This is a genomic window from Novilysobacter antarcticus (assembly GCF_019802285.1).
In the GTDB taxonomy this organism is placed as follows: Bacteria; Pseudomonadota; Gammaproteobacteria; order Xanthomonadales; family Xanthomonadaceae; genus Novilysobacter; species Novilysobacter antarcticus.
The window spans coordinates 687163-713442 of record NZ_JAIEUJ010000002.1; the positions used below are offsets into that span (position 1 = coordinate 687163).

The window sequence follows — 26280 nt, forward strand, 5'->3', positions numbered from 1 at the left end:
CACCCCGGGGACGGAGGGGCATGCGCAAGGAGAACCACACATGCGATCCACCCCAAGCCCGCTTGCCGCAGCCATCGCGGCCGGCCTGGCCGTAGCGGCATTTGCCACGACCGCCAACGCTTCCCCCTCGCCCGCGCCGCGTGCGCAGGCCACCGACCTGGACCAGGTCGTCGTCACCGCGACCCGCACCGCCAATCGGGTTGCCGATGTCCTGGCGCCGATCGAAGTGATCGACCGCGAGGCCATTGAGCGCAGTCAGGCCCGTTCGATTCCCGACCTGCTGCGCGGCCGCGCCGGCATCTCGATTTCCAACCAGGGCGGGGCCGGAAAACTGACCAGCCTGTTCCTGCGCGGCGCCGATTCGGACCACACCGTGGTGCTGGTGGATGGCGTCCGCATCGGCTCCTCGACCTCCGGTCTGGCCGCCTGGCAGGACCTGCCGGTTGAGCTGATCGAGCGCATCGAAATCGTGCGCGGACCGCGCTCCAGCCTGTACGGTGCCGACGCGATCGGCGGCGTCATCCAGATCTTCACCCGCCGCGACGGCGACGGCGGCTTCGCGCCGCGGATGCACGTCGGTGGCGGCAGCAACGGCGCCCACGAATTCGGCACTGGATTTGGCGGGCGCACGGAGCGCAGCTGGTTCGGTGCGGACTACTCCTTCCAGCGCACCGAGGGATTCAATGCCTGCGAGCCCGCACCCAGCCCCTTCGGCGGCTGCGGGCTGGCCGCAGCAGAACCCGACAAGGACGGTTACATCCAGAACGCACTCTCGCTGCGTGGCGGCTACGACTTCAACGACGCCTGGCAGTTGCAGCTGCACGCGATGCGCAGCGAAGGCAAGAACGAGTACGACGGTGACTACACCAACTACTCCGAAACCGTGCAGCAGGTCGTCGGTGGCAACCTGTCGTGGCAGGCCAGCGAGCGCGCGAAGCTGAGCCTGACCGCCGGCCGCAACGTGGACTCCTCCGACCAGTACAAGGACGAGGCGTTCATGGGCGGGTTCAATACCAATCGCGACAGCGCGACCCTGCAGGCCGACCTGAATCTCGCTCCCGCACACGTGCTCTCGCTGGGCGCAGACTGGTCGCGCGACCAGGTCTCCGGAGACACCACGTACGAGGTGGACTCGCGCTCCAACCGCGCCGCCTTCGCGCAGGTCCAGTCGCGCCTGGGCACGCATCGCCTGGAGGCCAGTGTGCGCCGCGATGACAACGACCAGTTCGGCGGCTACACCACCGGCGGCTTGGGCTGGGGCATGGACATCGCCGGCGGCTGGCGCATCAAGGCCGGTTGGGGCACCGCGTTCAAGGCGCCCAACTTCCTTGATCTGTACTTCCCCGGCTTCGGTAATGCCGACCTGGTGCCCGAGGAGTCGGAGACCGCCGAGATCGGACTGGGCTGGAGCGGCCGCGGCTGGGACGTGAACCTGGATGCCTTCCACACCAAGGTCGACAACCTCATCGCCTTCGACGGCGCCATCGGCCTGCCCGGCAATGTCGACCGCGCGCGCATGCGCGGCGCCGAGCTTGGCATCCGGGGAGAGGTCGCCGAGTGGATGGTCGACGCCAGTTTCAGTGTCGTCGACACCGAGAACCGCAGCGGCGGCTTCCAGGATGGCAACGAGCTGCCACGGCGAGCCGGCAAAAGCGCGCGGGCCTCGTTGGACCGCGCCTTCGGCGACTTCCGCCTCGGGCTGACCGGTATCGCCGAAGGCTCGCGCTACGACGACGTAGCCAACGCCGTGTCGCTGCCGGGCTACGCCACCCTTGACCTGCGCGCCGAGTACGCCCTCACCGACGCGCTGAGCGTGCAGGCCAAGCTGGCCAATGCGTTCGATCGGGACTACCGCACTGCCGCGTACTACAACCAGGCCGGTCGCGAATGGCACCTGACCCTGCGCTGGACGCCGCGCCAGTAATCAGCCCAGCGCTGCAGCGCGAAAGTTGATCCGGCTCCGGAACCGGCGGGACATCCCGCCGGTTTCTTTTGGTGCGCGTCCGGATGCCATGCGCAGCGCACGGATCTAGGCCGGTTTACCCTCCGATGAAGCAGCCGCCACGGCTCTCTCATCGCGACGACGGATCCACAGGTTGATCAGCTCGACAAACACCGAGAACGCCATCGCCACATAGACGTAGCCCTTCGGGATGTGCACACCGAAGCCGTCGGCGATCAAGACCAGTCCGATCATCATCAGGAAGCTCAACGCCAGCACCTTGACCGTCGGGTGGCGCTCGACGAATTCGCTGATCGCTCGCGCAAAGGCGAGCATGAAGACGATCGAGATCACGATCGCGGTCACCATGACCCAGCGCTCCTCGACCATGCCGACCGCGGTGATAATCGAGTCCAGCGAGAATACGATGTCCAGCACCATGATCTGGGCCAGCACGCCGGCAAAGGTCGCTGTTGCTGCCGAGGCAGCGGTAGCTTGAACAGGCGGGCCATCCACGCGCTGATGGATCTCATGTGTGGCCTTGGCAATCAGGAAAAGGCCGCCGCCGATCAGGATCAGATCGCGCCAGGAGAACGCATGGCCAAACACGGTGAACAGCGGCGCGGTCAGACCGATGATCCAGGCGATGGCGAACAGCAGCGCCAGCCGGGTGACGGCGGCCAACAGGATCCCCAGCTTGCGCGCCCGATCGCGTTGCTGGACCGGCAACCGTCCGGCCAGGATCGAGATGAAGATGATGTTGTCGATGCCCAGGACGAGTTCCAGGGCGGTGAGGGTGGCGAGCGCGACCCACACTTCGGGGTTGGCGAGCAGTTCCATCGGATCAATCCTTCGCGTTGCCGACCGGCTGGCGGAATGCCAGCGCCTGATCGGTCGCCACTGCATGCCACCGTGAGGGGTCATGCAGTGACTCGCGAAGGTCTTGCTCACATGGCCGTGTTGGCCATGCCGCTGCGCCGGAGCCGAGGCTCGTATTGACGGGTACAGCGTGTGGGAGCTACTCCCCTTCGAGCGCGCAGACTAGCACGCGCTTTTACCCACTGGACAGCGTTCTTACCGGGGCGTTATTCGACCGTTACGCTCTTGGCCAGGTTGCGCGGCTTGTCCACGTCGGTGCCGCGCACCAGAGCCACGTGATAGGCCAGCAGTTGCACCGGGATGGTGTGGATGATCGGGCTCAGAACGCCGACATGACGCTCGGCGCGGATCACGTGCACGCCTTCGCTGGGGTGGAAGTTGCTGTCAGCGTCGGTAAACACGAACAACTCGCCGCCGCGCGCGCGCACCTCCTGCATGTTGGATTTGACCTTCTCCAGCAGGCTGTCGTTGGGGGCGATCACCACCACCGGCATCTCGTCGGTGACCAGCGCCAGCGGGCCGTGCTTGAGCTCGCCCGCCGGGTAGGCTTCGGCGTGGATGTAGGAGATCTCCTTGAGCTTGAGCGCCCCCTCCAGCGCGATCGGGTAATGCACACCACGACCGAGGAATAGCGCGTGCTCCTTGGGCGCGAAGTGCTCCGACCAGGCGGTGATCTGCGGCTCCAGGTTGAGCGCGTGCTGCACGCTGCCTGGAAGACGCCGCAGCGCGTCGATGTAATCCGCTTCGCCGGTCTCATCCAGGCGGCCCTGCAGCTTGGCCAGCGTGGCCGTCAGGGTGAACAGCGCCACCAGCTGGGTCGTGAAGGCCTTGGTCGAGGCCACGCCGATCTCCGCGCCCGCGCGGGTGTAGTACACCAGCTTGCTGGCGCGCGGGATGGCGCTCTCGGGTACATTGCAGACCGACAGGGTCCGCTCCTGGCCGAGCGACTTGGCGTATTTCAGCGCCTCCATCGTGTCCAGGGTTTCGCCGGACTGCGACAGGGTCACCACCAGCGTCTTTGGATTCGCCACGACGTCGCGATAGCGGTACTCGCTGGCGATCTCGACCGAGCAGGGCAGCCCGGCGATGCCCTCGATCCAGTAGCGCGCGGTCATCCCGGCGTAGTAGCTGGTACCGCAGGCGAGGATCAGCACGCCTTCGATGCCGTTCAGCACCTGCGCGGCATCGGCGCCGAACAGCTCGGCGGAGAACGCGCCGGCATCGATCACGCCCTCGATGGTGTCGGCGATCGCACGCGGCTGCTCGTGGATCTCCTTCTGCATGAAGTGGCTGTACGGGCCCAGCTCCAGCGACGCCAGCGAGACGTCCGACAGGTGCACCTCGCGCTGGACCGGATGGTTGTCTGCGCCAAACACCGTCACGCTGTCGCGGGTGATCTCGGCGGTGTCGCCCTCCTCCAGGAAGATGACGTTGCGTGTCGCCTGCAGGATCGCGGACACATCGCTGGCGATGAAGTTCTCGCCCTCACCGACGCCGATCAGCAGCGGACAGCCCATGCGTGCGGCGATCAGCTTCCCCGGCTCCTTGCGGCTGACCACGGCCAGCGCGTAGGCGCCGTGCAGCTCGCGCACCGCCGCCTGCACCGCGGTCAGCAGGTCCGCGCCGTGGACCAGGAAGGAGTGGATCAGGTGGGCGATGACCTCGGTGTCGGTCTGTGACTCGAATTCATAGCCCATCGCGATCAGCTTTTCGCGTTGCTGGTCGTGGTTCTCGATGATGCCGTTGTGGACCAGCGCCACGCCGTGACTCACGTGGGGGTGGGCATTGGCCTCGGTCACGCCGCCATGTGTGGCCCAACGGGTGTGGCCGATGCCCAGCTGTGCCTGCAGGCCTTCCGCCAACGCGGCAGCCTCCATCTCGGCGACCCGCCCGGTGCGCCGCACGCGCCGTACGTCGTGGTCATTGATCACCGCGATCCCGGCCGAATCGTAGCCGCGATACTCCAGTCGCTTCAGTCCTTCGATCAGGACCGGCACCACATCGCGATCCGCGATCGCACCAACGATTCCACACATGACTCGGACTCCTGCAGGTAGCCGCCCAGTTTAGCCGGGAAGCCGAAGACATATCGCCGCCCTCAGCTCTTCGGTTTTTTCACCGGACGCTGCCAGCCCTCGACCACCGACTGGCGTGATCGGGCGACGCTGAGCTTGCCTTCCGGGGCCGGCCGGGTGATTACCGAGCCCGCGGCGATGGTCGCGTCCTTGCCGATGCTGACCGGCGCGACCAGCGAGCTGTTGGAGCCTATGAACGCCCCGTCCTCGATCGTCGTGCGCGCCTTGTTCACCCCGTCGTAGTTGCAGGTGATGGTGCCGGCGCCGACGTTCACGCCGCTGCCGATGACCGCATCGCCGAGATAGCTCAAATGATTGGCCTTGCTGCCAACCCCGATGCGGGTGTTCTTGATCTCGACGAAATTGCCCACGTGCGCGCCGTCGGCGAGCACCGTGCCGGGGCGCAAGCGCGCATAGGGGCCGATGGTGGCGGCGCCTTCGACCACGACCCCGTCCAGGTCGCAGTGCGCCCGAACCTCTGTACCCGCGCCGAGGGTTACGTCGCGCAGGCGGCAGAAGGGACCGATCCGGACACCCTCACCCAGATCGACGCGCCCCTCGAGGACGACGTTGGCGTCGATCTCCACGTCGCTGCCGACCGTGACCTCGCCACGTATGTCGAGCCGCGCCGGATCGGCGAGGCGCGCCCCGGCGACTGTCAGTGCTTTGGCCGCGCGCAGCTGGAAGGCGCGCTCAAGCTGGGCGAGCTGCCACGGGTCGTTGGCTCCCTCCACCTCGACCGGATCATCAACGTGGACCATCCCGGCCGGCGCAAACTCGGCGGCGGCGGAGGCAAAGATATCGGTCAGGTAGAACTCGCCCTGGGCGTTGTTGTTCTCCAGCCGCTCCAGCCATCGCCGCAGGGGCTCACCGTCGGCAACCAGGATGCCGGTATTGACGGTGCGGATCGCGAGTTCCTGCTCGCTGGCATCCTTCTGCTCGATGATGCGGGCGACCATGCCCTGGGCGTCGCGCAGCACGCGTCCGTAGCCGGTGGGATCATCCAGATCGGCCACCAGCACGCCAACCCGGTCGGTCGATGCCAGCAATCGCTGCAGCGTCTCCGCGGTGATGAGCGGCACGTCGCCATAGAGCACCAGCAAGCGCGCATCCTGCGGCACGTCGGGCATCGCCTGTTGCACGGCATGGCCGGTCCCCAGCCGCTCCACCTGCTCGGTCCACAGCAGGTCGGATTGGTTGCTGAACGCGGCACGAACCTTCTCCCCGCCGTGGCCGTAGACGATGTGGATGCCGGCCGGTTGCAGCGCCCGCGCCGTGGCGACCACGTGGCCGAGCATCGGCTTGCCGGCAATCTTCTGCAGCACTTTTGGCAGTGCTGACTTCATACGTTTGCCTTCACCGGCGGCGAGGATGACGACGTGCAGGGGGGCTGGCATGCGGACTCCGGAACTTGCCGATAAAAACAGGATGAGCGCGGATGCGCTCGCGGGACTGGTTCACGCGGGACTGGTTGTGGCGGGCATGATTCTAGATCGTTCCTGAAAGTGCGTGGGAACCAAGGGTTTGCTACCCGGACGGATCGCCGCTCCACCCTGCCACTCTGTGCTTCCGGCGAAGAAGCCGTCTGCTAGGATGCCGCGGTGCCCCAGTCTGCTGCCTCTTCGCGCGGTCCCATGCTTGCTCAAGCGGTGATCTGGGCGGGAGCGGGCGCGTGCGTTTTCGGACTGATCCAGCACCGCTTGTGGGAGTCGCTGCCAGCCGGACGCTTCGCCGAGAACCTGTTGATCGCCGGCTTGGTTGCGCTGCTCGCCTGGCCGCTTCGGCATTGGCGCCATTGGAACTGGGCCAATGCGCTGGCACTGGTCTGGCTGCTGGCGCTGGTCTGGCTCGGCGGCGTAGTGCCGGCGTTGGCGGTGGCCCTCATGCTGGTCGCATCCGTGGCGCTGGGCGGTCTGTTGACCGGGCCGGGACGGCCGGTGGTGGCGTGCCTGGTTGGACTGGCAATGATCGGCGTAGTGGTCAGCTGGACGCTGCCCCTGCCATTGCATCGGTGGTGGGTATACCTGCCCCTGTTGGTGCTGACCACCACGATCCGCCATCGGGCAGTGCGCGAAAGCCTCCAGCTCAGCATCGCCGGTTGGCAGGCTGCCGTGCAGCTCGCGCCCCGCGCAGCGGCCCTGGCGGTGTTGCTGCTCGGCGTGGCATCGACCGCCGCCTGGCTGCCGACCATGCAGCACGACGATCTGGCCTACCACGCAGGCCTGCCTTGGCAACTGATGCTGCACGGGCGCTACGCACTCGACCCCACTCATCAGGTGTGGGCCTTGGCGCCTTGGGCCTCCGACGTGCTGCATGCGGTCGCGCAGGTGCTCGCGCAGGCGGAGGCGCGAGGCGCGCTCAATGCCTTCTGGCTGTTCGCCAGCGCCGCCAGTCTGTGGCAAATCGGCGCCCACATCGGCGTGCAACCCGCACTGCGCTGGGCTGCGGTTGCACTGTTCGCGAGCCTGCCATTGACGGCCGGACTCGTCGGCGGGATGCAGACGGAAACGGCGGCTACCGCGTTCACGCTGGCCCTGGCGGCCGTGATCCTGGATCCCGGCGAAGTCCGCCGCAGGGTCTGGGTCATCGCATTGCTGTTCGCCCTGCTGTGCGCGCTCAAGGTGATGCATGGCGTGGCCGCCTTGCCGCTGATCGTCTGGGCGGGATGGCGTCATCGCCACCGAATCGCCATTAGGCCACTGACAGGAGCGACGTTGCTCGCGCTGGTGGCCGCTGCATCCAGCTACATCTATGCGTGGCGGATTGCCGGCAATCCGGTACTTCCGTTGTTCAACCACGCGTTCCAATCCCCTTACTTCGCACCGGAAGATTTCACCGACGGCCGCTGGCAGGACGGCTTCGGGGCGGACCTGCCGTGGAACCTCACCTTCAATACCGCGCGCTATCTGGAAGGCTGGAACGGCGGCCTGGGTTTCGTGTTGATCGCGCTGGCCGGCGCGGGTTTGCTGGCACTCCTTGATCGGCGTAGCCGGGCCCTGACGATCTGCGCCGTTCTGGGCATGGCGCTGCCGCTGACGGCGCTGCAATACGGCCGCTACCCCCATCCGGCCATGGTGCTGCTGTTGCCAGCGCTGATGCTGCCGCTGCAACGATGGTTGCCCACCCGCAGCACGGTGGCACTGATCGTCACTGTCGGTCTGCTCAACCTGGCCTTCCAGGCCAACGGCCACTGGCTGCTGCACGTAGGGGGCCCCAAGCGTGCCCTGGCATCACTTGGCAACGATGACGCGTTGTTCCGGCGCTATGCGCCCGAGCGACTGATCATTGCGGCTATCCGCGAGCGGGCCCCGGACTCCGGCGCGGTGCTCGTGCTGTCCAATCCCTATCACGCGGAACTCGCCGGACGCGGGCGCACGGTCGCCTGGTATGCGCCCGCGATGCAGGCCGCCAGCGCGACGGCCGATACCGACCCCACCGGTGCCAGCTGGGCGGCGTTGCTCGATGACGCCGGCATCGGCGAGGTCATCGTGTCCCCCGACACGCTGACGGCCCCACGCCAAGCAGGCTTGGAACGCAGCGGCGCGCGGCTTGAGCAGACCATCAACGATGTCCAGTGGTGGCGCGTGCCGCGCGTCCCCGCAGCGCCGTCACCATGAGCCTGTCGCGACAGGGCCAGCATTATTTCGCCATCGGCTTGGGGCAGTGGCTGCTGGACTGGGCGGTGATGGTCGCGCTGAGCCATTACGGACTGTCAGTCGAGCTGGCCAACATCGCCGGCCGCGTCACGGGCGCGCTGATCGGCTTCTGGTTGAACGGCTGGATCACCTTTGCCGGCAATGACACCGTGGTCGGCCGGCGCCAGCTGTTCCGCTTCCTGCTGATGTGGACGCTCACCACCGCGATCAGCACGTGGGCCATGGGCGGGATCAATCAGGTCGCCGGACTCAAGTGGGCATGGCTGGCAAAACCTGCAGTGGAAATCGCCCTGGGCGGGCTCGGCTTTGTGCTGTCGCGCCACTGGGTCTACCGACGCTGAGGCAGCACGCTCGATAGCGCAGATACGACAACGCCGACTCGGGGCCGGCGTGGTCGATTCAGCTGTACTGGGTGGCGTCTGTCAGTGCTTCATGTTCCGGCGCAAGCGCTCCAGCGCCTGCAACTGCACGGTCACCTCGGCCAGACGCGCCTGCGCCTCGGCCACTTCCATCGGCTCGGCACGGCGGGCCAGGATGCGCTCGGCCTCTTCCTTGGCGGCACGCACGGCCGCTTCGTCGATGTCCTGGGCACGGATCGCGGTGTCGGCCAGGATAGTCACCACCTGCGGCTGCACCTCGAGGATGCCGCCGGTGACGGCAAAGTCGAGCTGGTCGCCATTGGGCAACGTCACCACGATCTTGCCCGGCTTCAGACGGGTGATCAGCGGGGCATGCTTGGGCGCGATGCCCAGCTCGCCCATCTCGCCGGTCGCCACCAGCATGGTGGCGTCGCCGCGGAAGATTTCCTCTTCGGCGCTGACGATGTCGCAACGGAAGGTGCTAGCCATAAATTTCTCTGCTTGGACCGAAGGTGGGGCGCCCTTCTTCCACGGAGGGAAGAAGGAGACGGATCAGGCGGCTTCGCCGGTCATCTTCTTGCCCTTCTCTACCGCGTCCTCGATGCTGCCGACCATGTAGAACGCCTGCTCGGGCAGGTGGTCGTACTCGCCGTCCACGATGCCCTTGAAGCCACGGATGGTGTCCTTCAGCGGCACGTACTTGCCCGGTGAGCCGGTGAACACCTCGGCGACGTGGAAGGGCTGGCTGAAGAAGCGCTCGATCTTGCGCGCCCGCGACACGGCCTGCTTGTCCTCCTCGGACAGCTCGTCCATGCCCAGGATCGCGATGATGTCCTTGAGCTCCTTGTATTTCTGCAGCGTGGCCTGGACCTTGCGTGCGGTGTCGTAGTGCTCGTGACCGATCACGTTCGGATCCAGCTGGCGCGAGGTCGAGTCCAACGGATCGACCGCCGGGTAGATACCCAGCGACGCGATGTCACGCGACAGCACCACGGTGGCGTCCAGGTGGGCGAAGGTGGTCGCGGGCGACGGATCGGTCAAGTCATCGGCAGGCACGTACACGGCCTGGATCGAGGTGATCGAGCCGGTCTTGGTCGAGGTGATGCGCTCCTGCAGGACACCCATTTCCTCGGCCAGGGTCGGCTGGTAACCCACCGCCGACGGCATGCGGCCGAGCAGCGCGGACACCTCGGTACCGGCCAGGGTGTAGCGGTAGATGTTGTCGACGAAGAACAGCACGTCACGGCCCTTGCCGTTCTCGTCCTTCTCGTCGCGGAAGTACTCGGCCATGGTCAGGCCGGTCAGCGCAACGCGCAGACGGTTGCCCGGCGGCTCGTTCATCTGGCCGTACACCATCGCGACCTTGTCCAGGACGTTGGAGTCCTTCATCTCGTGGTAGAAGTCGTTGCCCTCACGGGTACGCTCACCCACGCCGGCGAACACCGACAGGCCTTCGTGCGCCTTGGCGATGTTGTTGATCAGTTCCATCATGTTGACGGTCTTGCCGACGCCGGCGCCGCCGAACAAGCCGACCTTGCCGCCCTTCGCGAACGGGCACATCAGGTCGATCACCTTGATGCCGGTTTCCAGCAGATCGTTGGCCGCGGCCTGCTCTTCGTAAGTCGGCGCCTCGCGGTGGATTTCCCACTCCGCGGTCGCGTCGACCGGACCGGCCTCGTCGATCGGGCGGCCCAGCACGTCCATGATGCGACCCAGCGTGCCCAGACCGACCGGCACCGAGATGCCCTTGCCGGTGTTGGTCGCCACCAGGTTGCGCTTGAGGCCGTCGGTGGAGCCCAGCGCGATCGTACGCACCACGCCGTCACCCAGCTGCTGCTGCACTTCCAGCGTGATCTCGGTGTTGTCGACCTTCAGCGCGTCGTAAATGCTCGGAACCGCATCGCGCGGAAACTCGACGTCGACGACTGCGCCGATGATCTGAACGATCTTGCCCTGGCTCATGATGTTTCCTCGTATCTCTGAAGCTGCTTGCGGATCGCACATCGCGGCCGCGGGATTGGGGTGTGTGGAGGCGCGGTGCCGCGGTCAGACCGCCGAAGCGCCACCGACAATCTCGGAAATTTCCTGGGTGATCGCGGCCTGGCGGGCCTTGTTGTAGACCAGCTGGAGGTCGCCGATCAGTTTGTTGGCGTTGTCGGACGCGGACTTCATCGCAACCATGCGCGCGGCATGCTCGGACGCCACGTTCTCAAGCACTGCCTGGTAGACCAGCGACTCGATGTAGCGGGTCATCACATGATTCAGGACGGTTTCCGCATCCGGCTCGTAGATGTAGTCCCAGTCGTGGCGCGACATCGCCTCCTCGGAGGGCGGCAGCGGCAGCAACTGATCGAACGCGGCGCGTTGGACCATCGTGTTGATGAAATCGTTGTAGCAGATGAACACGCGGTCGATGTTGCCAGCGCTGTACCCATCCAGAACGACCTTGATCACCCCGATCAGCTGCTCGACCTTGGGCTCGTCACCCAGGTGGGTGACGGTAGCGAGCATATTGACCTTGATCCGGCGGAAAAACACCGAGGCCTTCTGGCCGATCGTGACCACATCGACCTCGACGCCCTGCTGCTGCCACTTGTGGATCTCGCCCAGCAGCTTGCGGAACAGGTTGTTGTTGAGGCCGCCGGCCAGGCCGCGGTCGGAGGACACGATGACGTAGGCCACGCGCTTGGGATCGGCGCGCTCGATCATGTACGGATGCTGGTAGTCGGAGTTGGCCTGGGCCAGGTGTCCGATCACCTGCTTCATCACCCGCGCATACGGGCGCGAGATCTTCATCCGCTCCTGCGCCTTGCGGATCTTGGAAGCCGAGACCATCTCGAGCGCGCGCGTCACCTTGCGGGTGTTCTGCACACTCTTGATCTTGGTTTTGATTTCACGTCCGCCTGCCATCGTCTTTTCCGCCTTACCAGGTGCCGGTCTGCTTGAACTCTGCGATTCCCTGCTTGAACGCCGCCTCGATCTCGTCGTTCCATGCGCCGCTGCTGTTGATCTTGCTGATCAGCTCGCCCTGGGTGTTGGCGAAGTGCGCGTGCAGGCCTTCCTCGAACGCGAGGATCTTGCCCACGGCCACGTCATCGAGGAAGCCCTCGTTGACCGCGTAGATCGACAACGCCTGGTCGGCGATCGACATCGGGCTGTACTGCTTCTGCTTCATCAGCTCGGTGACGCGCTGGCCGCGCTCGAGCTGCTTGCGGGTCGCCTCGTCCAGGTCGGACGCGAACTGGGCGAACGCCGCCAACTCGCGGTACTGCGCCAGCGCGATACGGATACCGCCCGACAGCTTCTTGATGATCTTGGTCTGCGCCGAGCCACCCACGCGCGACACCGAGATACCCGCATTCACCGCAGGACGGATGCCGGCGTTGAACAGGTCGGTTTCCAGGAAGATTTGGCCGTCGGTGATCGAGATCACGTTGGTCGGCACGAACGCGGAAACGTCGCCGGCCTGGGTCTCGATGATCGGCAGCGCGGTCAGCGAGCCGGTCCTGCCGGTCACTTCGCCGTTGGTGAACTTCTCCACGTAGTCCGCTGACACGCGCGCCGCACGCTCGAGCAGGCGGGAGTGGAGGTAGAACACGTCACCCGGATAGGCTTCGCGGCCCGGCGGGCGGCGCAGCAGCAGCGAGATCTGGCGGTAGGCCACGGCCTGCTTGGACAGGTCGTCATACACGATCAGCGCATCTTCACCGCGGTCCATGAAGTACTCGCCCATGGTGCAGCCGGCATAGGCGCTGATGTACTGCATGGCGGCCGACTCGGACGCGGTCGCGGCGACCACGATGGTGTGGGCCATCGCGCCGTTCTCTTCCAGCTTGCGCACGATGTTGGCGACAGTGGAGGCTTTCTGCCCGATCGCCACGTACACGCACTTGATGCCGGTGTCTTTCTGGTTGATGACCGCATCGATGGCCATCGCGGTCTTGCCGGTCTGGCGGTCGCCGATGATCAGCTCGCGCTGGCCCCGGCCGATCGGAATCATCGCATCGACGGACTTGTAACCGGTCTGCACCGGCTGGTCGACCGACTGGCGCCAGATCACGCCGGGAGCAACGCGCTCCACCGGTGCGGTCAGCTTGGCGTCGATCGGACCCTTGCCGTCGATCGGCTCACCGAGCGCATTTACCACGCGACCCAGCAGCTCGTTGCCGATCGGCACTTCAAGGATGCGGCCGGTGGTCTTGGCCACGTCGCCCTCGCGCAGGTTCTCGTAGCCGCCCAGCACCACGGCACCGACCGAGTCGCGCTCCAGGTTCAGGGCCAGCGCGAAGATGCTGTTCGGCAGTTCGATCATTTCGCCCTGCATCACGTCGGCCAGGCCGTGGATGCGCACGATGCCGTCGGCCACCGAAGTCACGGTGCCTTCGTTGCGCGACTCTGCGGACAGCTTGACCTTCTCGATGCGGGTCTTGATCAGTTCACTGATTTCGGACGGGTTGAGCGTGGTTTGCATGGGTGTTTCCCTGGTACCCGGCGCGGGCGCCGGAGGTAGATGATTCGGATCTTCGATTGGAGGCGATCAGCTGGCCAGCGCCGACTGCATGCGCGAGAGCTTGCTTTTCAGCGAGCCGTCGATGACCACGTCGCCGGCGTCGATCACCGCACCACCGATCAGCGACTCGTCGATAGCCGTTTCCAGCTCGACCTCGCGGCCGAAGCGCCGCTTGAGGCCTACGCGGATCGATTCCAGCTCGGCGGCGGGCATTTCGCTTGCGGACGTGACGCGCGCCTTGACGACGTGCTCGGCTTCCGCGCGCAGCTGCTCGAACATGCCGGCGATCTCCGCCAGCAGCGGCAAGCGGCGATTGGCCGCCAGCAGTTCGATGAAGCGGCCAAACTCCTCACCGGCACCGTCGACGGCCAGCAGCGACGCGGCCTCGGTGGTCGAAAGCTGCGGGTGGTTCAGCAGCCCCTCCACCTTCGGATCGGCGGCAACACGGGTGGCAAGCGCAAGCGCCTGCGACCAGCTGGCCACCTGGCCGGCCCCGCTCGCCGCTGCGAACGCGGCGCGGGCGTAGGGTCGGGCGAGGGTCATGTACTGGCTCATTGCTCAGGGCATCCGGTCGTTGGCTGGATCAAAGCTGGGCGGCGAGTTCGTCGAGCAGCGCCTTGTGGGCGTTGGCATCGATTTCACGGCGCAGCAGCTTCTCGGCACCGCTGACGGCCAGCGAAGACACCTGCTTGCGCAGATCCTCACGGGCGCGATTCTGCGCGGCCGCGATCTCGGCATCGGCCATCGCCTTCTGGCGGGTCGCTTCAACCATCGCGTCGGTCTTGGCCTGCTCAATGATCTGGTTGGCGCGCTGGTGCGCCTGGTCGATCACTTCGTTGGCCTTGGCCCGCGCTTCCCGCAGCGCGGCGTCCACGCTCTGCTGGGCCTGGGCCAGATCGTGCTGGCTGCGCTCGGCAGCCGCCAGTCCGTCGGCAATCTTCTTCTGGCGTTCTTCAATCGCCCGGTTCATGGGCGGCCAGATGAACTTCATGGTGAACCAGATGAGCAACGCGAACGAGATCATCTGACCAAAGAAGGTCATGTTGATATTCATGACAGCTCCGTATGCGGGCTGCGGGCGCGGTGGCCCGGGAAACGCGCCCGGAAATCCGGACGCGCAGGTTCAAGCAGATCGATCAACCGACGTTCAGTGCGCCCAGCAGCGGGTTGCCGAAGGCGAACAGCAGGCCGACGGCCAACGCGATGATGAACGCGGCGTCGATCAGGCCGGCCAGCAGGAACATGCGGCCCTGCAGCATCGGCACCAGCTCGGGCTGGCGCGCGGCCGACTCGAGGAACTTGGCGCCCATGATGGCGATGCCGAGGCACGCGCCGATCGAGCCAAGACCGACCATCATGCCGATCGCGATCGCGGTCAGGCCCTGCACACTGGCGATAAATTCCATGGTTTTCTCCTACTGAAACGTTTGGTTTGGATTGGCGGAAGGATGAAGCGTTGAAAAAGCGGTGAAGCGTGAAGCGATGACGCGATCAATGACTCTCGTAGGCGCCAGCGATATAGACGACCGAGAGAATCATGAAAATGAAGGCCTGTAGCAGCACGATCAGGATGTGGAAGATCGCCCAGGCGAGATTGAAGACCACGCCGGGAACGAACATCAGCAGCCCGCCGCCCAGCAGGCCGGCAATGAGCATGAACACCAGCTCGCCACCGTACATGTTGCCGAACAGTCGCATGGCCAGTGATACCGGCTTGACGCAGTACTCGATGACGTTGAGGCCCAGATTGGCCGGCATCAGCACTGCCTTGGTCACCGGATTCTCGGCCGCGAAGGGCGAGGTCAGCAGTTCCTTGCCGAAGCCGAAGCCGCCCTTGGCCTTGATCGAGTGGTACAGGATCAGGAAGAACACGACGACGGACATCGCCGCGGTGGTGTTCAGGTCGGCGGTGGGCACCCAGCGGAAGTACGTGTGGGCGGCCGCCTCGGCACCCGCCACGGCCTGGATCGCCACACCGGGCGTATCCAGCGGCAGCAGGTCCATCGCGTTCATCAAAACGACCCACATGAAGATCGTGATCGCCAGCGGCGTGATCGAGCTGCGGTCGCCGTGGAAGTTATCCTTCACCTGGTTGTCGACGAACTCCATCGCCATCTCCACAAAGGCCTGGCCTTTGGAGGGCACCCCGGAGGTCGCCTTGCGCGCGTAGAAGCCGAACCAGCCGATGAATATCAGGCCGCACACCAGCGACACGACCCACGTGTCGATGTGGAAGGCAAAGCCGCCCAGATCGATCGTGTTCTGCAGCAGGTGGTGCTGGATGTATTCGTTCAGGCCGCCAGAGCCGGTCTGTTCACTCACGAAGGACACCTTCTCGATTCAGGATTTGAGCCAGCACGTAGGCCAGCATGGTTGCAACGACCGCTACCAGCATCGGCAGCGGCGGCAACTGGAACCCCGCCAGACCAACCGCGAGGACTACAAACACCACCAACCACTTCACCAGAACACCGGCGAGCATCAGTCCGAGGACCGAGCCTGCCGGCTTCACACCACCGCCCAGCGCCACCAACGCCGCCAGACCACCACCGGCCACCAAGGCGAATCCGCCGACCAGTGCCGCCAGCGCGGACTCCGCACCCTGGGCAAGGAAGGCCATCGCGGTCAACGCTGTTGCGCCCGCCTGAAAGGCGATCGCGCGAAACGCCAACCGGCGGCCTGCGGACATGGGATCGTGCACGCTCGGCTCGTCGGTTTTGGAGGACGGGCAGACAAACGCCCAATCAAGCCGCCGAATTATAGGTTGCGCCGGCGTCGGCGGCAACTGCCGGGTCCTGTTCAGGAAATCCCAACTGAACCAAGCCGAAGCGCGACGAGATTATTTGCACCCCGCGGGAACCTTGCAGCGCGTGACGGGTCAATATTCTCGACACCCCGTCGCCCCTCTCTCCTCGTCAAGGCAAACGGCAGCGGCGGGTTCGGAGCCCCGGCCTGATCCGCCGGGGCTTCCTCTTGTCCGCGCGGGCCTCAGGCCTTCTTTTTCGGCGCGTAGAGGTCGGTGATGGTGCCGTCGAACATCTCCGCCGCCATGGCGACCGATTCCGACAGGGTCGGGTGCGGGTGGATGGTGTGGGCGATGTCGCCGACCTCGCAGCCCATCTCGATGGCCAGCGCGATCTCGGCGATGAGTTCGCCCGCGTGAACACCGACGATGCCGCCGCCGATCACCTGGCCACTGGCCTCGTCGAACAGCAGCTTGGTGAACCCTTCCGTGCGGCTGATGCCGATGGCCCGACCCGACGCCGCCCAGGGGAACTTGCCCACGCCGACCTTGAGGCCGCGCGCCTTCGCCTCGTTCTCAGTGACGCCCACCCAGGCAATCTCCGGATCGGTATAGGCCACCGACGGGATCACCCGTGCGACCCACTCCTTCTTTGCACCCGACGCCACCTCGGCCGCCAGCTTGGCCTCGTGGCTGGCCTTGTGGGCAAGCATCGGATTGCCGACCAGATCACCGATGGCGAAGATGTGCGACGCGGTGGTCCGCATCTGCCGATCGACTGGGATGAAGCCGCGTTCGGTGACCTTGACGCCGGCTTTCTCCGCGTCCAGCTTGCCGCCGTTGGGCGCGCGGCCCACGGCCACCAGCACGCGATCAAACATTTGCGCATCCGGCGCTTTGCCGCCGTCCTCGGCCGACTCGAAACTGATCTTCAGGCCCTTCTTCTGCGCATCCACGCCGGCGGCCTTGACCTGCAAATGGATCTCCACGCCCTGCTTCTTCAGCCGGTCTGCCAGCGGCTTGACCAGATCCTTGTCCGTGTCGGGCATCAGCTGGTCCATGAACTCGACCACGGTGACCGCACTGCCCAGCGCGCTGTACACCGTCGCCATTTCCAGTCCGATGATCCCGCCGCCCACCACCAGCAGCTTCTTTGGCACATCGGCCAGCTCCAGCGCGTCGGTGGAGTCCATGACCCGCGGGTCGTCCCAAGGGAAGCCGGGCAGCTTGACGGCTTGGCTGCCGGCAGCGATCACGCACTGGCGGAACGCCACCAGCTGGGTCTTGCCGTCTTCGCTGGTGACTTCCAGCTCATTGGCGGAGAGGAAGCGGCCAACACCGGTGATCACCCGCACCTTGCGCTGGCGAGCCATGCCGCCCAGTCCCTTGGTGAGCTGGCCAACGACCTTGTTCTTGTAGTCGCGCAGCTTGTCGAGGGTAATCCTGGGCTTGCCAAACTCGATGCCCATCTCGCCGGCATGGCTGGCGCCATCGATCACCGCTGCAGCATGCAGAAGCGCCTTGGACGGGATGCAACCCACGTTGAGGCAAACGCCGCCCAGGTCCGGATAGCGCTCAACCAGCACGGTGTCCAGGCCCAGGTCGGCGGCCCGGAACGCGGCCGTATAGCCGCCGGGACCGGCGCCCAGCACCAGCATTTCGCATTCGATATCGGCCTTGCGGCCACTCGGCGCTGCGGGCTGCGGACCACCGCCGTTGTGCTTGCCTTCGGCGTCGGCGGCGCTAGCAGAGCCGCGTCCATCCGATGGCGACCCGCCCGTTTTCTCGTCTCCGTCGCCCGCGTTCTCGCTTGCGGCCTTGGTGCTTGCGTCCTTGGTGGACTCGGTCTGCTTTGCCGGGGCCGCTGCGCTGGCCTCGTCGGCGTTCGCGGACGGCTTTTCCTCAACCGCCTCCGCCTTGTCGTTCGTCTCGAGTACCGCGATCACCGCGCCGTCGGCGACGGTGTCGCCCACTTTGACGTGCAACTCGCTGATCACACCGGCGGCGCTGGAGGGGACCTCCATGGTGGCCTTGTCGGATTCCAGCGTGACCAGGCCCTGGTCCACTTCCACGGTGTCGCCCACCGCAACGAGGACCTCGATAACCGGTACGCCGTCGTAGTCGCCGATGTCGGGGACCTTGATCTCGATCTTTGCCATGCGTGTGCCTCCTGGGGTCGTGCACCTGCGAGCGGTGCGGCGACGATAGCGGGACCCGGGCGCCCGTCGGGCGGCCACGGTGTGGGGTGTAGCCCGGCGGTCGCTCCGGCTTCAGGGGGCGGCCGCGAGCTGGGTGTCGAGCTGATCAAGCAGCTTGATCAGGGCGCTCCAGCGTTTGGGCAGGTGCTTGTCCTTGGAATCGGCCGCATCCACCAGTACCTGCGCCTGCCGGGCGAGGATACGGCTCGGACCGCAGGCGGGTTCGGTGCCACTGACGCGCTGGTCATTGACGGCGAACACCAGCAACTCGTTCTCCTGGAAGGCCGCGGCGCGATCTTCGGGAACGACCGCAGCAAGCGCGCGCGCCCAAGATGCGACCACGCGTTCGGCCAGCGCAGCAGGCATGACGGACTCGCGCACCTTCGCCGGCTTGTCGACCTTGAGCGTGCGCTCGATGCCGCCGGGAATGGTCGTCATCGAGTCCACACGCTCGGCGGCGACTGCGGAGCGAACTGTCCAGGTCTGACCGTTGGCGGAGCGCACCAGCATCACGCCGGTTTCCTTGCCGCGCGGCGGCAGGCGCACCAGGCTCAACACCGGCGTATCGCCGGCGGCAAACAGCCCTTCCACCGCGGTGCCGTGGTTGCGCGTCGCCGGCGGCCAGCCCATGCCGAGATCGACCTCGCAGTCGCTCTTGGCCTGGGCCAGTGGCGTGAACGCGAGCAACGCGACCAAGGCCAGCGCGGCTCGCATCACAGCAGCACCCGTCGCATGTCCGCCAGCACCTGGGCCAAATATGTGGTGAAGCGCGCCGCCGCGGCGCCGTCGATGACGCGGTGGTCATAGCTCAGCGACAGCGGCAGCATCAGGCGCGGCTTGAACTTGTCGCCGTTCCAGACCGGCTGCATGGATGCGCGCGACACGCCCAGGATCGCCACTTCCGGCGCGTTGACGATGGGGGTGAACTTGGTCCCGCCGATGCCGCCCAGCGAGCTGATGGTGAAACAGCCACCGCTCATCTGCGCCGGACCCAGCTTGCCCTCGCGTGCCTTGGCCGCCAGTTCGCCGGTTTCCATGGCGATCTCCATCACGCCCTTGGTATCGCAATCGCGCACCACCGGCACCACCAGTCCGTTGGGCGTATCGGCCGCAAAGCCGATGTGGAAGTACTGCTTGAGGACGAGGTTCTCGCCCGTTGCGTCCAGGGACGCGTTGAAGTCCGGGAACTTCTTCAATGCACTGACGCTGGCCTTCATCAGGAACGCCAGCATGGTCAGCTTGGTCGCGCCGCCCTTGGCGATGGCGCGCTCGTTTTCCTTGTTGAGATCGACGCGCAGCTTTTCCAGCTTGGTGATGTCGGCGTCTTCGAACTGGGTGACGTGGGGAATCATCGCCCAGTTGCGCGACAGGTTCGCACCGGAGATCTTCTCGATCCGGCTCAGTTCCCGGGTCTCGACCGGGCCGAACTTGGCGAAGTCGACCTTCGGCCACGGCAGCAGGCTCAGGCCCGCACCGCTGCCAGCGGGCGCAGGCGCGGAGGCGCCATCGGACTGCATCGCCTGCTTGACGTATTTCTGCACGTCGTCCTTGTTGATCCGGCCGCCACGCTGGCTGCCTTCGACCTGCATCAGGTCCACGCCGAGCTCGCGCGCGAACAGGCGCACCGCCGGGCTGGCGTAGGGCACCTTTCCAGGCAGGAGCTCGTCGGCGTCGAAGCTCACCGGGGGCGTATGCGGGCCGGCGGCATCACTGGCGCGGGCGATTTCACGCTGCGCAAGCTTGTCGGGACTGCCGACGTTGTCGGGCTCCACCGCCGTGGCGGTTTCGGCGGTGCGCGTCTCCTCGGAGGCGGCCGCGGGCTGGGCACGCGGCGGTTCGGCATCAGCGCTGTCCTTGGCCTGCGACCCGGGAGCCGGCATGCCATCAACCTTTGCAGCGCCCTTGCCAGAGCCTGCGGGCTCGTCGGCCGCCTCGGGCTCGATCATCGCGACCACGGTGCCTTCGGCGATCTCATCGCCCACGGCCACCTTCAATTCGCGGATAACGCCGGCGAATGGTGAAGGAACCTCCATCGTCGCCTTGTCGGACTCCAGCGTGACCAAGCCCTGGTCCTGCTGCACCGTATCGCCGACAGCGACCAGCACCTCGATCACCGGCACGCCATCGTATCCGCCGATATCCGGGACGCGCGCTTCCTTCAACTCAGCCATGTGCGGCTCCGACTAGCACCAAAACCCTATTGTGGCTGCTGACGGCGGGACGCGCCAATAGAGCGGTCCTGCCAGACCAGGTTCTCTCTCGCTGAGTCAGACGTCATCCGCGCAGATCGATCGCGGACCACCCGGCACGCCACTTCGGGTTCGTTCAGCTGATGGGCACACGCTCCCCACGCGACTGCGACAAGCCAGTTGGGAAGCCTCCTCAAGGCTGACAAGCCGCTGATTTACTTGATGTTTCCGACGCTGTTCATCCGACCACGCGATCTTCATTTGGGATTTGGCACGCGCGCGTCGCTGTCCCGCCTCCAGTGTGTGGAAAAGTTCCGTGTGCGGGGCGGAGCCACACAAGTCCCATTCACTTTCCAGTAGCTAGGGTAGCCACGCCTGCCGGGAGACCGGCCGGTTCCCCCACAAGTCAAAAGAAGCTTGGAGAGTTCCCCATGATCCGTTTCCGCCACCTTAGTGTTGCCCTGTTGGGCGCCCTGGCCATTGCCCCGGCCGCCTTCGCCCAGGACAGCAATTACGATTCAACCAATGACGGCAAGCGCTTTGCCGTGGTTGGTGGTTTTGCCGTCAGCGAGCCGACCAGCGACCCCACCATTGCCGGCGCGAGCACGCAGTTCGACGGCGGCACCGCCGCGACGCTGAGCGCGAGCTGGTATTTCCACGAGAACTTCGCCGTTGAGGCCTGGGGCGCGGCGGACAAGTTCGATCACCGCGTGCGCGACGCCAACAACTACAAGATCGGCAGCGTTGACGCGCAGCCGTATGCCCTGAGCGCCCAGTACCACTTCGGTACCAGCGATCAGATCGTGCGCCCGTTCCTTGGCCTGGGTTACTTCGAGAGCAACTTCGACGGCGAGACGCCCGAGCCAACCGGCCCGCTCGCCGGTCAGCGCATCGGTGTGGAGACCGCCAAGGGCCCCATGGCCACCGCCGGTGTTGACGTTGCCCTGAGCCCGAGCTGGTTTGCCCGCGCCGACCTGCGCTACCTGCACGGCGATTCGGACATCAGGGCCAACGGCATAAAGGTCGGCGACGCCAAGCTGAACCCGGTGGTAGTGGGCTTGGGCCTGGGTGCGCGCTTCTGATCCGTTTCGAAAAAAGCCAGATCCAGTCGTTTATGGGTTGATCGTGCCACTGTCGTTCCGGACCGTCGGGGTCCCGGACGTCAGTGCATGATCCGCGGCGGGCCTTCGGGCCCGTCGTTGTGTGTGTCTTCCGCGCGCACCCGCTCGCGGCGCAGCATGTAGAGCCCACTGGCAACGATGATGGCCGCCCCCAGCCAGGTGATCGCGTCCGGCAACACGCCCCAGATACTCACGTCCAGCAGGACGACCCATACCAGACCTGTGTATTCCAACGGTGCGAGCAGGGATGCGGAGCCTGAGCGGAACGCCGCGGTGATCGCGTACTGGCCGATCGCGCCCGCGAGCCCTGTTCCCACGATGATCCAAGCATGTTCGGCTCGCAGCGGCACCCAGTTGGGCCATGCCAGCGCACCGGCGCCGATGGACAGCATCACCAGCAACCACACGATCATCGAGGCATTGGAATCCGTACGTGCCAGCACCCGCACCGTGATCGCGCTCACCGCGTAACCGGTCGCCGCCAAGAGCACGGCCAGCGCCGCCCAACTGAACATGCCCTCGCCGCTCGGCCGCAGCAACACCAGCATCCCGACCATGCCGATGGCAATCGCGGTCCAGCGCCGCGGCCCCACTTTCTCCCCCAGCACGGGCACCGACAACGCGGTGATCAGCAGCGGTGCGACGAAGTAGATCGAGTAGCCCGTCGTAAGCGGCAGTGTTCGCAGCGCAAACGCGAATGACGCGGTCATTCCAATACCGATCGCGCCGCGCAGCAGGTGCAGGGGCCAGCGCACGCGTAGCAACGGGCGCAGGCCGCTGGTCGCCATAACCCAGACCAGGATGAAGGGCAGCGACGCTGCGCCGCGCAGCGCCGCGACCTGCATAGCCGGGTAGGTGCCGGCCAGCTCCTTCAGGCCGGCATCCATGAAGGCAAACGTTGCTACTGCCAGCAGCATCATCAACGGGGCCGGAACCCGGGCAGGGTGCGCCGTCATGGATGCGCAGTCGACCCCGGCTCAGCCGCCGGCTTCATCGCGCAGACTGGCGATGTCGATGACAAAGCGGTAGCGCACGTCGGCTTTGAGCATCCGCTCGTAGGCGACCTCGATCTGGTCCATGTTGATCAGCTCGATGTCCGCCGCGATGCCGTGCTTGGCACAGAAGTCGAGCATCTCCTGGGTCTCGCGGATGCCCCCGATCAGCGAACCCGACAGCTTCCGACGCTGCATGATCAGCGCGCCCGCCGCCACCGGGGCCGGCTCGTCGGGGATGCCCAGCAGTACCATCGAGCCGTCGAACTTCAACAGGCCAAGGTAGGTGTTGTAGTCGTGCGGGGCGGATACGGTGTCGATGATCAGGTCGAAGCGGCGCGCGAGTTTCTTGAACGTGGCCGGGTCGCGGGTCGCCCCGAAGTCGTCGGCGCCCAGCTCCAGCGCTGCCTCGCGCTTGGACTCGGACGTGCTGAGCACGGTCACCTTGGCGCCCATCGCCGCCGCCAGCTTGACCGCCATGTGGCCCAGTCCGCCGAGGCCCACCACCGCCACCTCGTGCCCCGCCCGGACGCCAAACTGGCGCAGCGGCGAATACGTGGTGATGCCGGCGCACAGCAGCGGCGCGGCCCGGTCCAGCGGCAAGGCGTCCGGGATGTCCAGGACGAAATCCTGACTGACGGTGATACGGGTCGAATAACCGCCGTAGGTGGGCGTGCCGTCATCGCGCTCACGCGAGTTGTAGGTTCCGGTCATGCCCTCGACGCAATACTGCTCCTCGCCCGCCTCGCACTGGGCGCAGTGGCGGCAGGAGTCGACGAAGCAGCCCACTCCCACCGGATCGCCAACCTTGAAGCGGTCCACGCCCTCGCCCACCTGGGCGACGCGGCCGACGATCTCGTGGCCGGGCACCATCGGGAAGATGCCGTTGCCGCCCCACTGCGCCCGCACCTGGTGCAGATCGGAGTGGCAGACGCCGCAATACAGGATGTCGATGAGCACCTCGCCGGCACGCGGCGCGCGACGCTCGATGGTGAAGGGTGCCAGCGGTGAGTGGCCATCGGGGGCGGCATAGGCGGGGGTCTTGAGCATCGGAGTTCCGGATCACGGCGGGGGATTGCCAGTGTAAACCCGGACCCCCGTGCCCTCGGCAGTTGCGCCTGCGCTACCCTTCCAGCAGCAAGCAAGCTTGCCCGACCATTTCTGCCCCGCACGGAGTACTGCAATGCCTTCCTTCGACGTTATCTCCGAAGTCGACAGCCACGAACTCACCAACGCGGTCGACCAGGCCAGCCGCGAGCTGACCACGCGTTTCGACTTCAAGGGCGTGGACGCCAGCTTCAGCCTGGAGGATGAGGTGATCTCGATGTCGGCGCCCAGCGAGTTCCAGCTTCAGCAGATGACCGACATCCTGCGCGCGCGACTGATCGCCCGCGGCATCGACGCGCGCTGTCTGGAGTTTGGCGATATCGAGACCAACCTGGCCGGCGCGCGGCAGAAGATCAGCGTCAAGCAGGGCATCGAGCGCGAGCTGGCCAAGAAGATCCAGGCCACGCTGAAGGAGTCCAAGATCAAGGTCGACAGCCAGATCAACGGCGACAAGCTGCGCGTCAACGGCAAGAAACGCGATGACCTGCAGGCCGCGATGGCACTGCTGAAGGGTGGCGAGTTTGAACGTCCGCTCCAGTTCGACAACTTCCGCGACTGAATCGATGAGCGAACCCGAGCCGATCGCCGCGACCCGACGCTGGTTGCAGCGCGCGGTGATCGGCCTGAACCTGTGCCCGTTCGCCAAGGCGGTGCAGGTCAAGGACCAGATCCGCTACGTCCTCAGCGAAGCAGACACGCCCGACGCGCTTCTGGCCGACCTGGCCGACGAGCTGTTGTGGCTGCACGAGGCCGATCCGGAAGTGGTCGATACGACCTTGCTGATCCACCCGCGGGTACTGACGGATTTCGACGATTACAACGAATTCCTCGATCAGGTGGACGCCGCGATCGACGCCCTCGGGCTTGAGGGCGAGATCCAGGCGGCTAGCTTCCATCCCGATTACCGGTTCGCCGGCAGCGACTTGGATGACGTCGCAAACTGCACCAACCGCTCGCCCTACCCGATGCTGCACCTGCTGCGCGAGGAGAGCATCGACCGCGCGGTGGAGGCGTTCCCCGATCCCGAGGAGATCGTCGAGCGAAACATAGCGAGACTGGAGCAACTGGGGCTTGAGGGCTATCGGCGCCTTCTGGACGAGTAGCGCGTCTCTGCAGTCCGGTGCGTGGTTGAAGAACCGTGCGACCTCTCGGTCGCACGGAGCCCCCAATCAACTGGCCGGTGGTGGATTGGCCTTGTTCGCCTCGGCGCCCTTGCGCAACGCCTTCTCGATTGCCTTGGCCGCGGCCGGCGTGCCCTTCCACTCCTTGTACTGCGCGTCCAGCTGCGCACGCTCTTCGGTGCTGAACATGGCCCGCGCCATCTTGAACATCGTGTTCTCTTCCTCGGTGGCGTGGTGGTCGACAAACTCGCCCAGCACCTTGGCGCGACCGGCGAACTCGGTCGTCGTCGGTGAGGCGGCTTCCAGGTCGGGCAATACGCGCAACTCCACCGCGCGATGCTCGGCGACGGCTTCGGCATGGGTCTTGCGTCCATCGCGATCGGCGCGCTTCTTGAACTCCGGATAAAAGACCTCTTCCTCCCACACCGCGTGGGGAATCAGGCCCTGCTTGATCTTCTCAAGCAGTTCCGTCCGTCCCTTCTCGGCGCGCTCGGTGGTGTCTTCCATCTTCTTGAACAGGTCGCGCAGATGGTCGTGTTCGTCCTTCAGGGTCTTGAGGATATCGGCTGCCATGTGGGTCTCCGTGGTCATGGAATGTGGGGTCGTTGCGCGGGCACGTTCAAGCTGGGCTGTCCGCGGTGAAATGGTGGTGATGCACTGCTGCCGTCCGCCCGGCCAGCCAGACAGTCCGCTTCAGGAAGGCGCCGCGGGTGGTACCGCCGGGGCGTGGCCGGTGTTGCCCGCCTTGAGGTAATCAATCAGGTCGCGTTTCTCCGGCTTGGAATCGTTGAGCACGACGGTGATGTCCCCGGTGACTTCCAGGATTGCCAGTTCGACCTGCGACAGTGCTCGTGCGCCGTTCTGGCGCAGGATGGCGTAGAGCTCGCGACGCGTGGTGCGCTCGCGTTTCATCGTGGCGACGTCGATCTCGCCGTCCTGGACCAGCACGCACGGCCGAGACTCGAGATAGTCACGTAATTTGCGCGAATGGCTGGCCGACTTTTCGATGCCGATGGTCAGCAGGGTGACGCCGACCAGTACCAGCGCGGCGTAACCGATCGACAGTTCGGGGTAGAGCATCACATCGCCCGCCGCCGATCCCAAAGCGACCATCAACAACTGCTGCATGGGGCTGAGGTTCTGCTGACCGCGCTTGCCGAGGATGTGGACCACCAGCAGCAACAGCGCCAGCAGCATCAGAATGCGGACCGCAATCTCCGCATAGAAAAGTGGCGGATACGGCCCCAGCAGGATGCGGGCCCACTCCAGCGGCACGACGTCTTTTTCCACCGAAGATCCTCCTCGCCGGCGTGGATGGTTCTGGGTCAGTCAGCGCGCTGGGAACCGAAAACCCCCGCACGTGGCGGGGGCTGTGGGATTGCGGCCAG

25 protein-coding genes are annotated in these 26280 nt (G+C 65.7%); 6 read left to right on the top strand and 19 right to left on the bottom strand.

The genetic code is table 11. The features are described 5' to 3' along the window. The first annotated feature begins 40 nt into the window (after positions 1-40). Complete coding sequence (btuB, locus tag KZ491_RS07915) at positions 41-1924, top strand: TonB-dependent vitamin B12 receptor (RefSeq protein WP_222565266.1); 1884 nt, start codon at positions 41-43, stop codon at positions 1922-1924. A 105-nt stretch (positions 1925-2029) separates the two neighbouring features. Here the strand turns inward: btuB and KZ491_RS07920 are convergent, their stop codons facing one another. The 3 genes from KZ491_RS07920 to glmU form a co-directional block, all read right to left on the bottom strand. Then, a complete protein-coding gene (locus tag KZ491_RS07920; protein WP_222565267.1) occupies positions 2030-2782 on the bottom strand; it encodes a TerC family protein in 753 nt (250 codons plus the stop codon). A 245-nt stretch (positions 2783-3027) separates the two neighbouring features. Next, positions 3028-4857 (bottom strand): glutamine--fructose-6-phosphate transaminase (isomerizing), encoded by a 1830-nt coding sequence (gene glmS, locus KZ491_RS07925; protein WP_222565268.1) that lies wholly within the window; start codon positions 4855-4857, stop codon positions 3028-3030. Between the two features lie 62 nt (positions 4858-4919). Then, a complete protein-coding gene (gene glmU / locus KZ491_RS07930) occupies positions 4920-6293 on the bottom strand; it encodes a bifunctional UDP-N-acetylglucosamine diphosphorylase/glucosamine-1-phosphate N-acetyltransferase GlmU (RefSeq protein WP_222565269.1) in 1374 nt (457 codons plus the stop codon). Between the two features lie 237 nt (positions 6294-6530). On the opposite strand from glmU, the gene KZ491_RS07935 reads away from it, so the two are divergent. Together KZ491_RS07935 and KZ491_RS07940 are read left to right on the top strand one after the other, a co-directional pair. Continuing rightward, positions 6531-8513 carry a hypothetical protein gene (locus KZ491_RS07935; protein ID WP_222565270.1) on the top strand — a complete coding sequence of 661 codons (1983 nt, stop codon included), beginning with the start codon at positions 6531-6533 and terminating at the stop codon, positions 8511-8513. Continuing rightward, complete coding sequence (locus KZ491_RS07940; RefSeq protein ID WP_222565272.1) at positions 8510-8893, top strand: GtrA family protein; 384 nt, start codon at positions 8510-8512, stop codon at positions 8891-8893. Before KZ491_RS07935 ends, KZ491_RS07940 begins: the two co-directional genes overlap by 4 nt. Before the next feature lie 81 nt (positions 8894-8974). Here the strand turns inward: KZ491_RS07940 and KZ491_RS07945 are convergent, their stop codons facing one another. From KZ491_RS07945 to KZ491_RS08000, 12 genes are all read right to left on the bottom strand, one after another. Further along, positions 8975-9400 carry a F0F1 ATP synthase subunit epsilon gene (locus KZ491_RS07945; RefSeq protein ID WP_194034296.1) on the bottom strand — a complete coding sequence of 142 codons (426 nt, stop codon included), beginning with the start codon at positions 9398-9400 and terminating at the stop codon, positions 8975-8977. A 63-nt stretch (positions 9401-9463) separates the two neighbouring features. Continuing rightward, positions 9464-10873 (bottom strand): F0F1 ATP synthase subunit beta, encoded by a 1410-nt coding sequence (gene atpD / locus KZ491_RS07950; RefSeq protein ID WP_222565273.1) that lies wholly within the window; start codon positions 10871-10873, stop codon positions 9464-9466. 84 nt (positions 10874-10957) lie between these two features. Further along, the gene (gene atpG / locus KZ491_RS07955; RefSeq protein ID WP_222565274.1) at positions 10958-11821 is read right to left on the bottom strand and encodes a F0F1 ATP synthase subunit gamma; all 864 of its coding nucleotides are present in this window, start codon (positions 11819-11821) and stop codon (positions 10958-10960) included. A 13-nt stretch (positions 11822-11834) separates the two neighbouring features. Continuing rightward, positions 11835-13382 carry a F0F1 ATP synthase subunit alpha gene (gene atpA, locus KZ491_RS07960; RefSeq protein ID WP_222565275.1) on the bottom strand — a complete coding sequence of 516 codons (1548 nt, stop codon included), beginning with the start codon at positions 13380-13382 and terminating at the stop codon, positions 11835-11837. A gap of 66 nt (positions 13383-13448) precedes the next feature. Further along, complete coding sequence (locus KZ491_RS07965; RefSeq protein WP_222565276.1) at positions 13449-13976, bottom strand: F0F1 ATP synthase subunit delta; 528 nt, start codon at positions 13974-13976, stop codon at positions 13449-13451. Between the two features lie 28 nt (positions 13977-14004). Next, the gene (locus KZ491_RS07970; RefSeq protein ID WP_222565277.1) at positions 14005-14475 is read right to left on the bottom strand and encodes a F0F1 ATP synthase subunit B; all 471 of its coding nucleotides are present in this window, start codon (positions 14473-14475) and stop codon (positions 14005-14007) included. 82 nt (positions 14476-14557) lie between these two features. Continuing rightward, positions 14558-14827, bottom strand: coding sequence for a F0F1 ATP synthase subunit C (atpE, locus tag KZ491_RS07975; RefSeq protein ID WP_036194991.1), 270 nt, complete (start codon positions 14825-14827; stop codon positions 14558-14560). A gap of 85 nt (positions 14828-14912) precedes the next feature. Then, complete coding sequence (gene atpB / locus KZ491_RS07980; RefSeq protein ID WP_222565279.1) at positions 14913-15743, bottom strand: F0F1 ATP synthase subunit A; 831 nt, start codon at positions 15741-15743, stop codon at positions 14913-14915. Next, positions 15736-16206, bottom strand: coding sequence for a hypothetical protein (locus KZ491_RS07985; protein ID WP_222565280.1), 471 nt, complete (start codon positions 16204-16206; stop codon positions 15736-15738). Before KZ491_RS07985 ends, atpB begins: the two co-directional genes overlap by 8 nt. Before the next feature lie 203 nt (positions 16207-16409). Then, entirely contained in the window at positions 16410-18323 is a 1914-nt protein-coding gene (gene lpdA, locus KZ491_RS07990; protein WP_222565281.1) for a dihydrolipoyl dehydrogenase, read from the bottom strand. A 111-nt stretch (positions 18324-18434) separates the two neighbouring features. After that, complete coding sequence (locus tag KZ491_RS07995) at positions 18435-19076, bottom strand: hypothetical protein (protein WP_222565282.1); 642 nt, start codon at positions 19074-19076, stop codon at positions 18435-18437. Further along, positions 19076-20533 carry a dihydrolipoyllysine-residue acetyltransferase gene (locus KZ491_RS08000; protein ID WP_222565283.1) on the bottom strand — a complete coding sequence of 486 codons (1458 nt, stop codon included), beginning with the start codon at positions 20531-20533 and terminating at the stop codon, positions 19076-19078. The genes KZ491_RS07995 and KZ491_RS08000 overlap by 1 nt, the downstream gene beginning before the upstream one ends. A 449-nt stretch (positions 20534-20982) precedes the next feature. Here KZ491_RS08000 and KZ491_RS08005 point away from each other — a divergent pair, with 449 nt between their 5' ends. Further along, on the top strand, positions 20983-21633 hold the full coding sequence (locus tag KZ491_RS08005; RefSeq protein WP_222565284.1) for an OmpW/AlkL family protein: 651 nt from the start codon (positions 20983-20985) through the stop codon (positions 21631-21633). Positions 21634-21713: 80 nt separating this feature from the next. Here the strand turns inward: KZ491_RS08005 and KZ491_RS08010 are convergent, their stop codons facing one another. After that, positions 21714-22628, bottom strand: a complete 915-nt coding sequence (locus KZ491_RS08010) for a DMT family transporter (RefSeq protein ID WP_425493109.1) — start codon at positions 22626-22628, stop codon at positions 21714-21716. Between the two features lie 21 nt (positions 22629-22649). Next, positions 22650-23714 (bottom strand): NAD(P)-dependent alcohol dehydrogenase, encoded by a 1065-nt coding sequence (locus tag KZ491_RS08015; protein WP_222565285.1) that lies wholly within the window; start codon positions 23712-23714, stop codon positions 22650-22652. Between the two features lie 133 nt (positions 23715-23847). Between KZ491_RS08015 and KZ491_RS08020 the strand changes: the two genes are divergently transcribed. Together KZ491_RS08020 and KZ491_RS08025 are read left to right on the top strand one after the other, a co-directional pair. Next, positions 23848-24330: a YajQ family cyclic di-GMP-binding protein gene (locus KZ491_RS08020; protein WP_222565286.1), complete on the top strand. Its 483-nt coding sequence runs from the start codon at positions 23848-23850 to the stop codon at positions 24328-24330. 4 nt (positions 24331-24334) lie between these two features. Then, positions 24335-24874 (top strand): DUF1415 domain-containing protein, encoded by a 540-nt coding sequence (locus KZ491_RS08025; RefSeq protein ID WP_222565287.1) that lies wholly within the window; start codon positions 24335-24337, stop codon positions 24872-24874. 66 nt (positions 24875-24940) lie between these two features. Here KZ491_RS08025 and KZ491_RS08030 read toward each other — a convergent pair whose 3' ends face one another. Both KZ491_RS08030 and KZ491_RS12885 read right to left on the bottom strand, forming a co-directional pair. After that, complete coding sequence (locus KZ491_RS08030; RefSeq protein WP_222565288.1) at positions 24941-25465, bottom strand: hemerythrin domain-containing protein; 525 nt, start codon at positions 25463-25465, stop codon at positions 24941-24943. A 120-nt stretch (positions 25466-25585) separates the two neighbouring features. Beyond that, positions 25586-26182, bottom strand: coding sequence for a DUF421 domain-containing protein (locus tag KZ491_RS12885; RefSeq protein ID WP_222565289.1), 597 nt, complete (start codon positions 26180-26182; stop codon positions 25586-25588). Positions 26183-26280 lie beyond the last annotated feature (98 nt).

Excerpts from the sequence above, each read along its gene's own strand:
- btuB (WP_222565266.1), top strand. The coding sequence starts at position 41 with ATGCGATCCACCCCAAGCCCGCTTGCCGCAGCCATCGCGGCCGGCCTG.
- KZ491_RS07920 (WP_222565267.1), bottom strand. The coding sequence starts at position 2,782 with ATGGAACTGCTCGCCAACCCCGAAGTGTGGGTCGCGCTCGCCACCCTC.
- glmS (WP_222565268.1), bottom strand. The coding sequence starts at position 4,857 with ATGTGTGGAATCGTTGGTGCGATCGCGGATCGCGATGTGGTGCCGGTC.
- glmU (WP_222565269.1), bottom strand. The coding sequence starts at position 6,293 with ATGCCAGCCCCCCTGCACGTCGTCATCCTCGCCGCCGGTGAAGGCAAA.
- KZ491_RS07935 (WP_222565270.1), top strand. The coding sequence starts at position 6,531 with ATGCTTGCTCAAGCGGTGATCTGGGCGGGAGCGGGCGCGTGCGTTTTC.
- KZ491_RS07940 (WP_222565272.1), top strand. The coding sequence starts at position 8,510 with ATGAGCCTGTCGCGACAGGGCCAGCATTATTTCGCCATCGGCTTGGGG.
- KZ491_RS07945 (WP_194034296.1), bottom strand. The coding sequence starts at position 9,400 with ATGGCTAGCACCTTCCGTTGCGACATCGTCAGCGCCGAAGAGGAAATC.
- atpD (WP_222565273.1), bottom strand. The coding sequence starts at position 10,873 with ATGAGCCAGGGCAAGATCGTTCAGATCATCGGCGCAGTCGTCGACGTC.
- atpG (WP_222565274.1), bottom strand. The coding sequence starts at position 11,821 with ATGGCAGGCGGACGTGAAATCAAAACCAAGATCAAGAGTGTGCAGAAC.
- atpA (WP_222565275.1), bottom strand. The coding sequence starts at position 13,382 with ATGCAAACCACGCTCAACCCGTCCGAAATCAGTGAACTGATCAAGACC.
- KZ491_RS07965 (WP_222565276.1), bottom strand. The coding sequence starts at position 13,976 with ATGAGCCAGTACATGACCCTCGCCCGACCCTACGCCCGCGCCGCGTTC.
- KZ491_RS07970 (WP_222565277.1), bottom strand. The coding sequence starts at position 14,475 with ATGAATATCAACATGACCTTCTTTGGTCAGATGATCTCGTTCGCGTTG.
- atpE (WP_036194991.1), bottom strand. The coding sequence starts at position 14,827 with ATGGAATTTATCGCCAGTGTGCAGGGCCTGACCGCGATCGCGATCGGC.
- lpdA (WP_222565281.1), bottom strand. The coding sequence starts at position 18,323 with ATGGCAAAGATCGAGATCAAGGTCCCCGACATCGGCGACTACGACGGC.
- KZ491_RS07995 (WP_222565282.1), bottom strand. The coding sequence starts at position 19,076 with ATGCGAGCCGCGCTGGCCTTGGTCGCGTTGCTCGCGTTCACGCCACTG.
- KZ491_RS08000 (WP_222565283.1), bottom strand. The coding sequence starts at position 20,533 with ATGGCTGAGTTGAAGGAAGCGCGCGTCCCGGATATCGGCGGATACGAT.
- KZ491_RS08005 (WP_222565284.1), top strand. The coding sequence starts at position 20,983 with ATGATCCGTTTCCGCCACCTTAGTGTTGCCCTGTTGGGCGCCCTGGCC.
- KZ491_RS08010 (WP_425493109.1), bottom strand. The coding sequence starts at position 22,628 with ATGACGGCGCACCCTGCCCGGGTTCCGGCCCCGTTGATGATGCTGCTG.
- KZ491_RS08015 (WP_222565285.1), bottom strand. The coding sequence starts at position 23,714 with ATGCTCAAGACCCCCGCCTATGCCGCCCCCGATGGCCACTCACCGCTG.
- KZ491_RS08020 (WP_222565286.1), top strand. The coding sequence starts at position 23,848 with ATGCCTTCCTTCGACGTTATCTCCGAAGTCGACAGCCACGAACTCACC.
- KZ491_RS08025 (WP_222565287.1), top strand. The coding sequence starts at position 24,335 with ATGAGCGAACCCGAGCCGATCGCCGCGACCCGACGCTGGTTGCAGCGC.
- KZ491_RS08030 (WP_222565288.1), bottom strand. The coding sequence starts at position 25,465 with ATGGCAGCCGATATCCTCAAGACCCTGAAGGACGAACACGACCATCTG.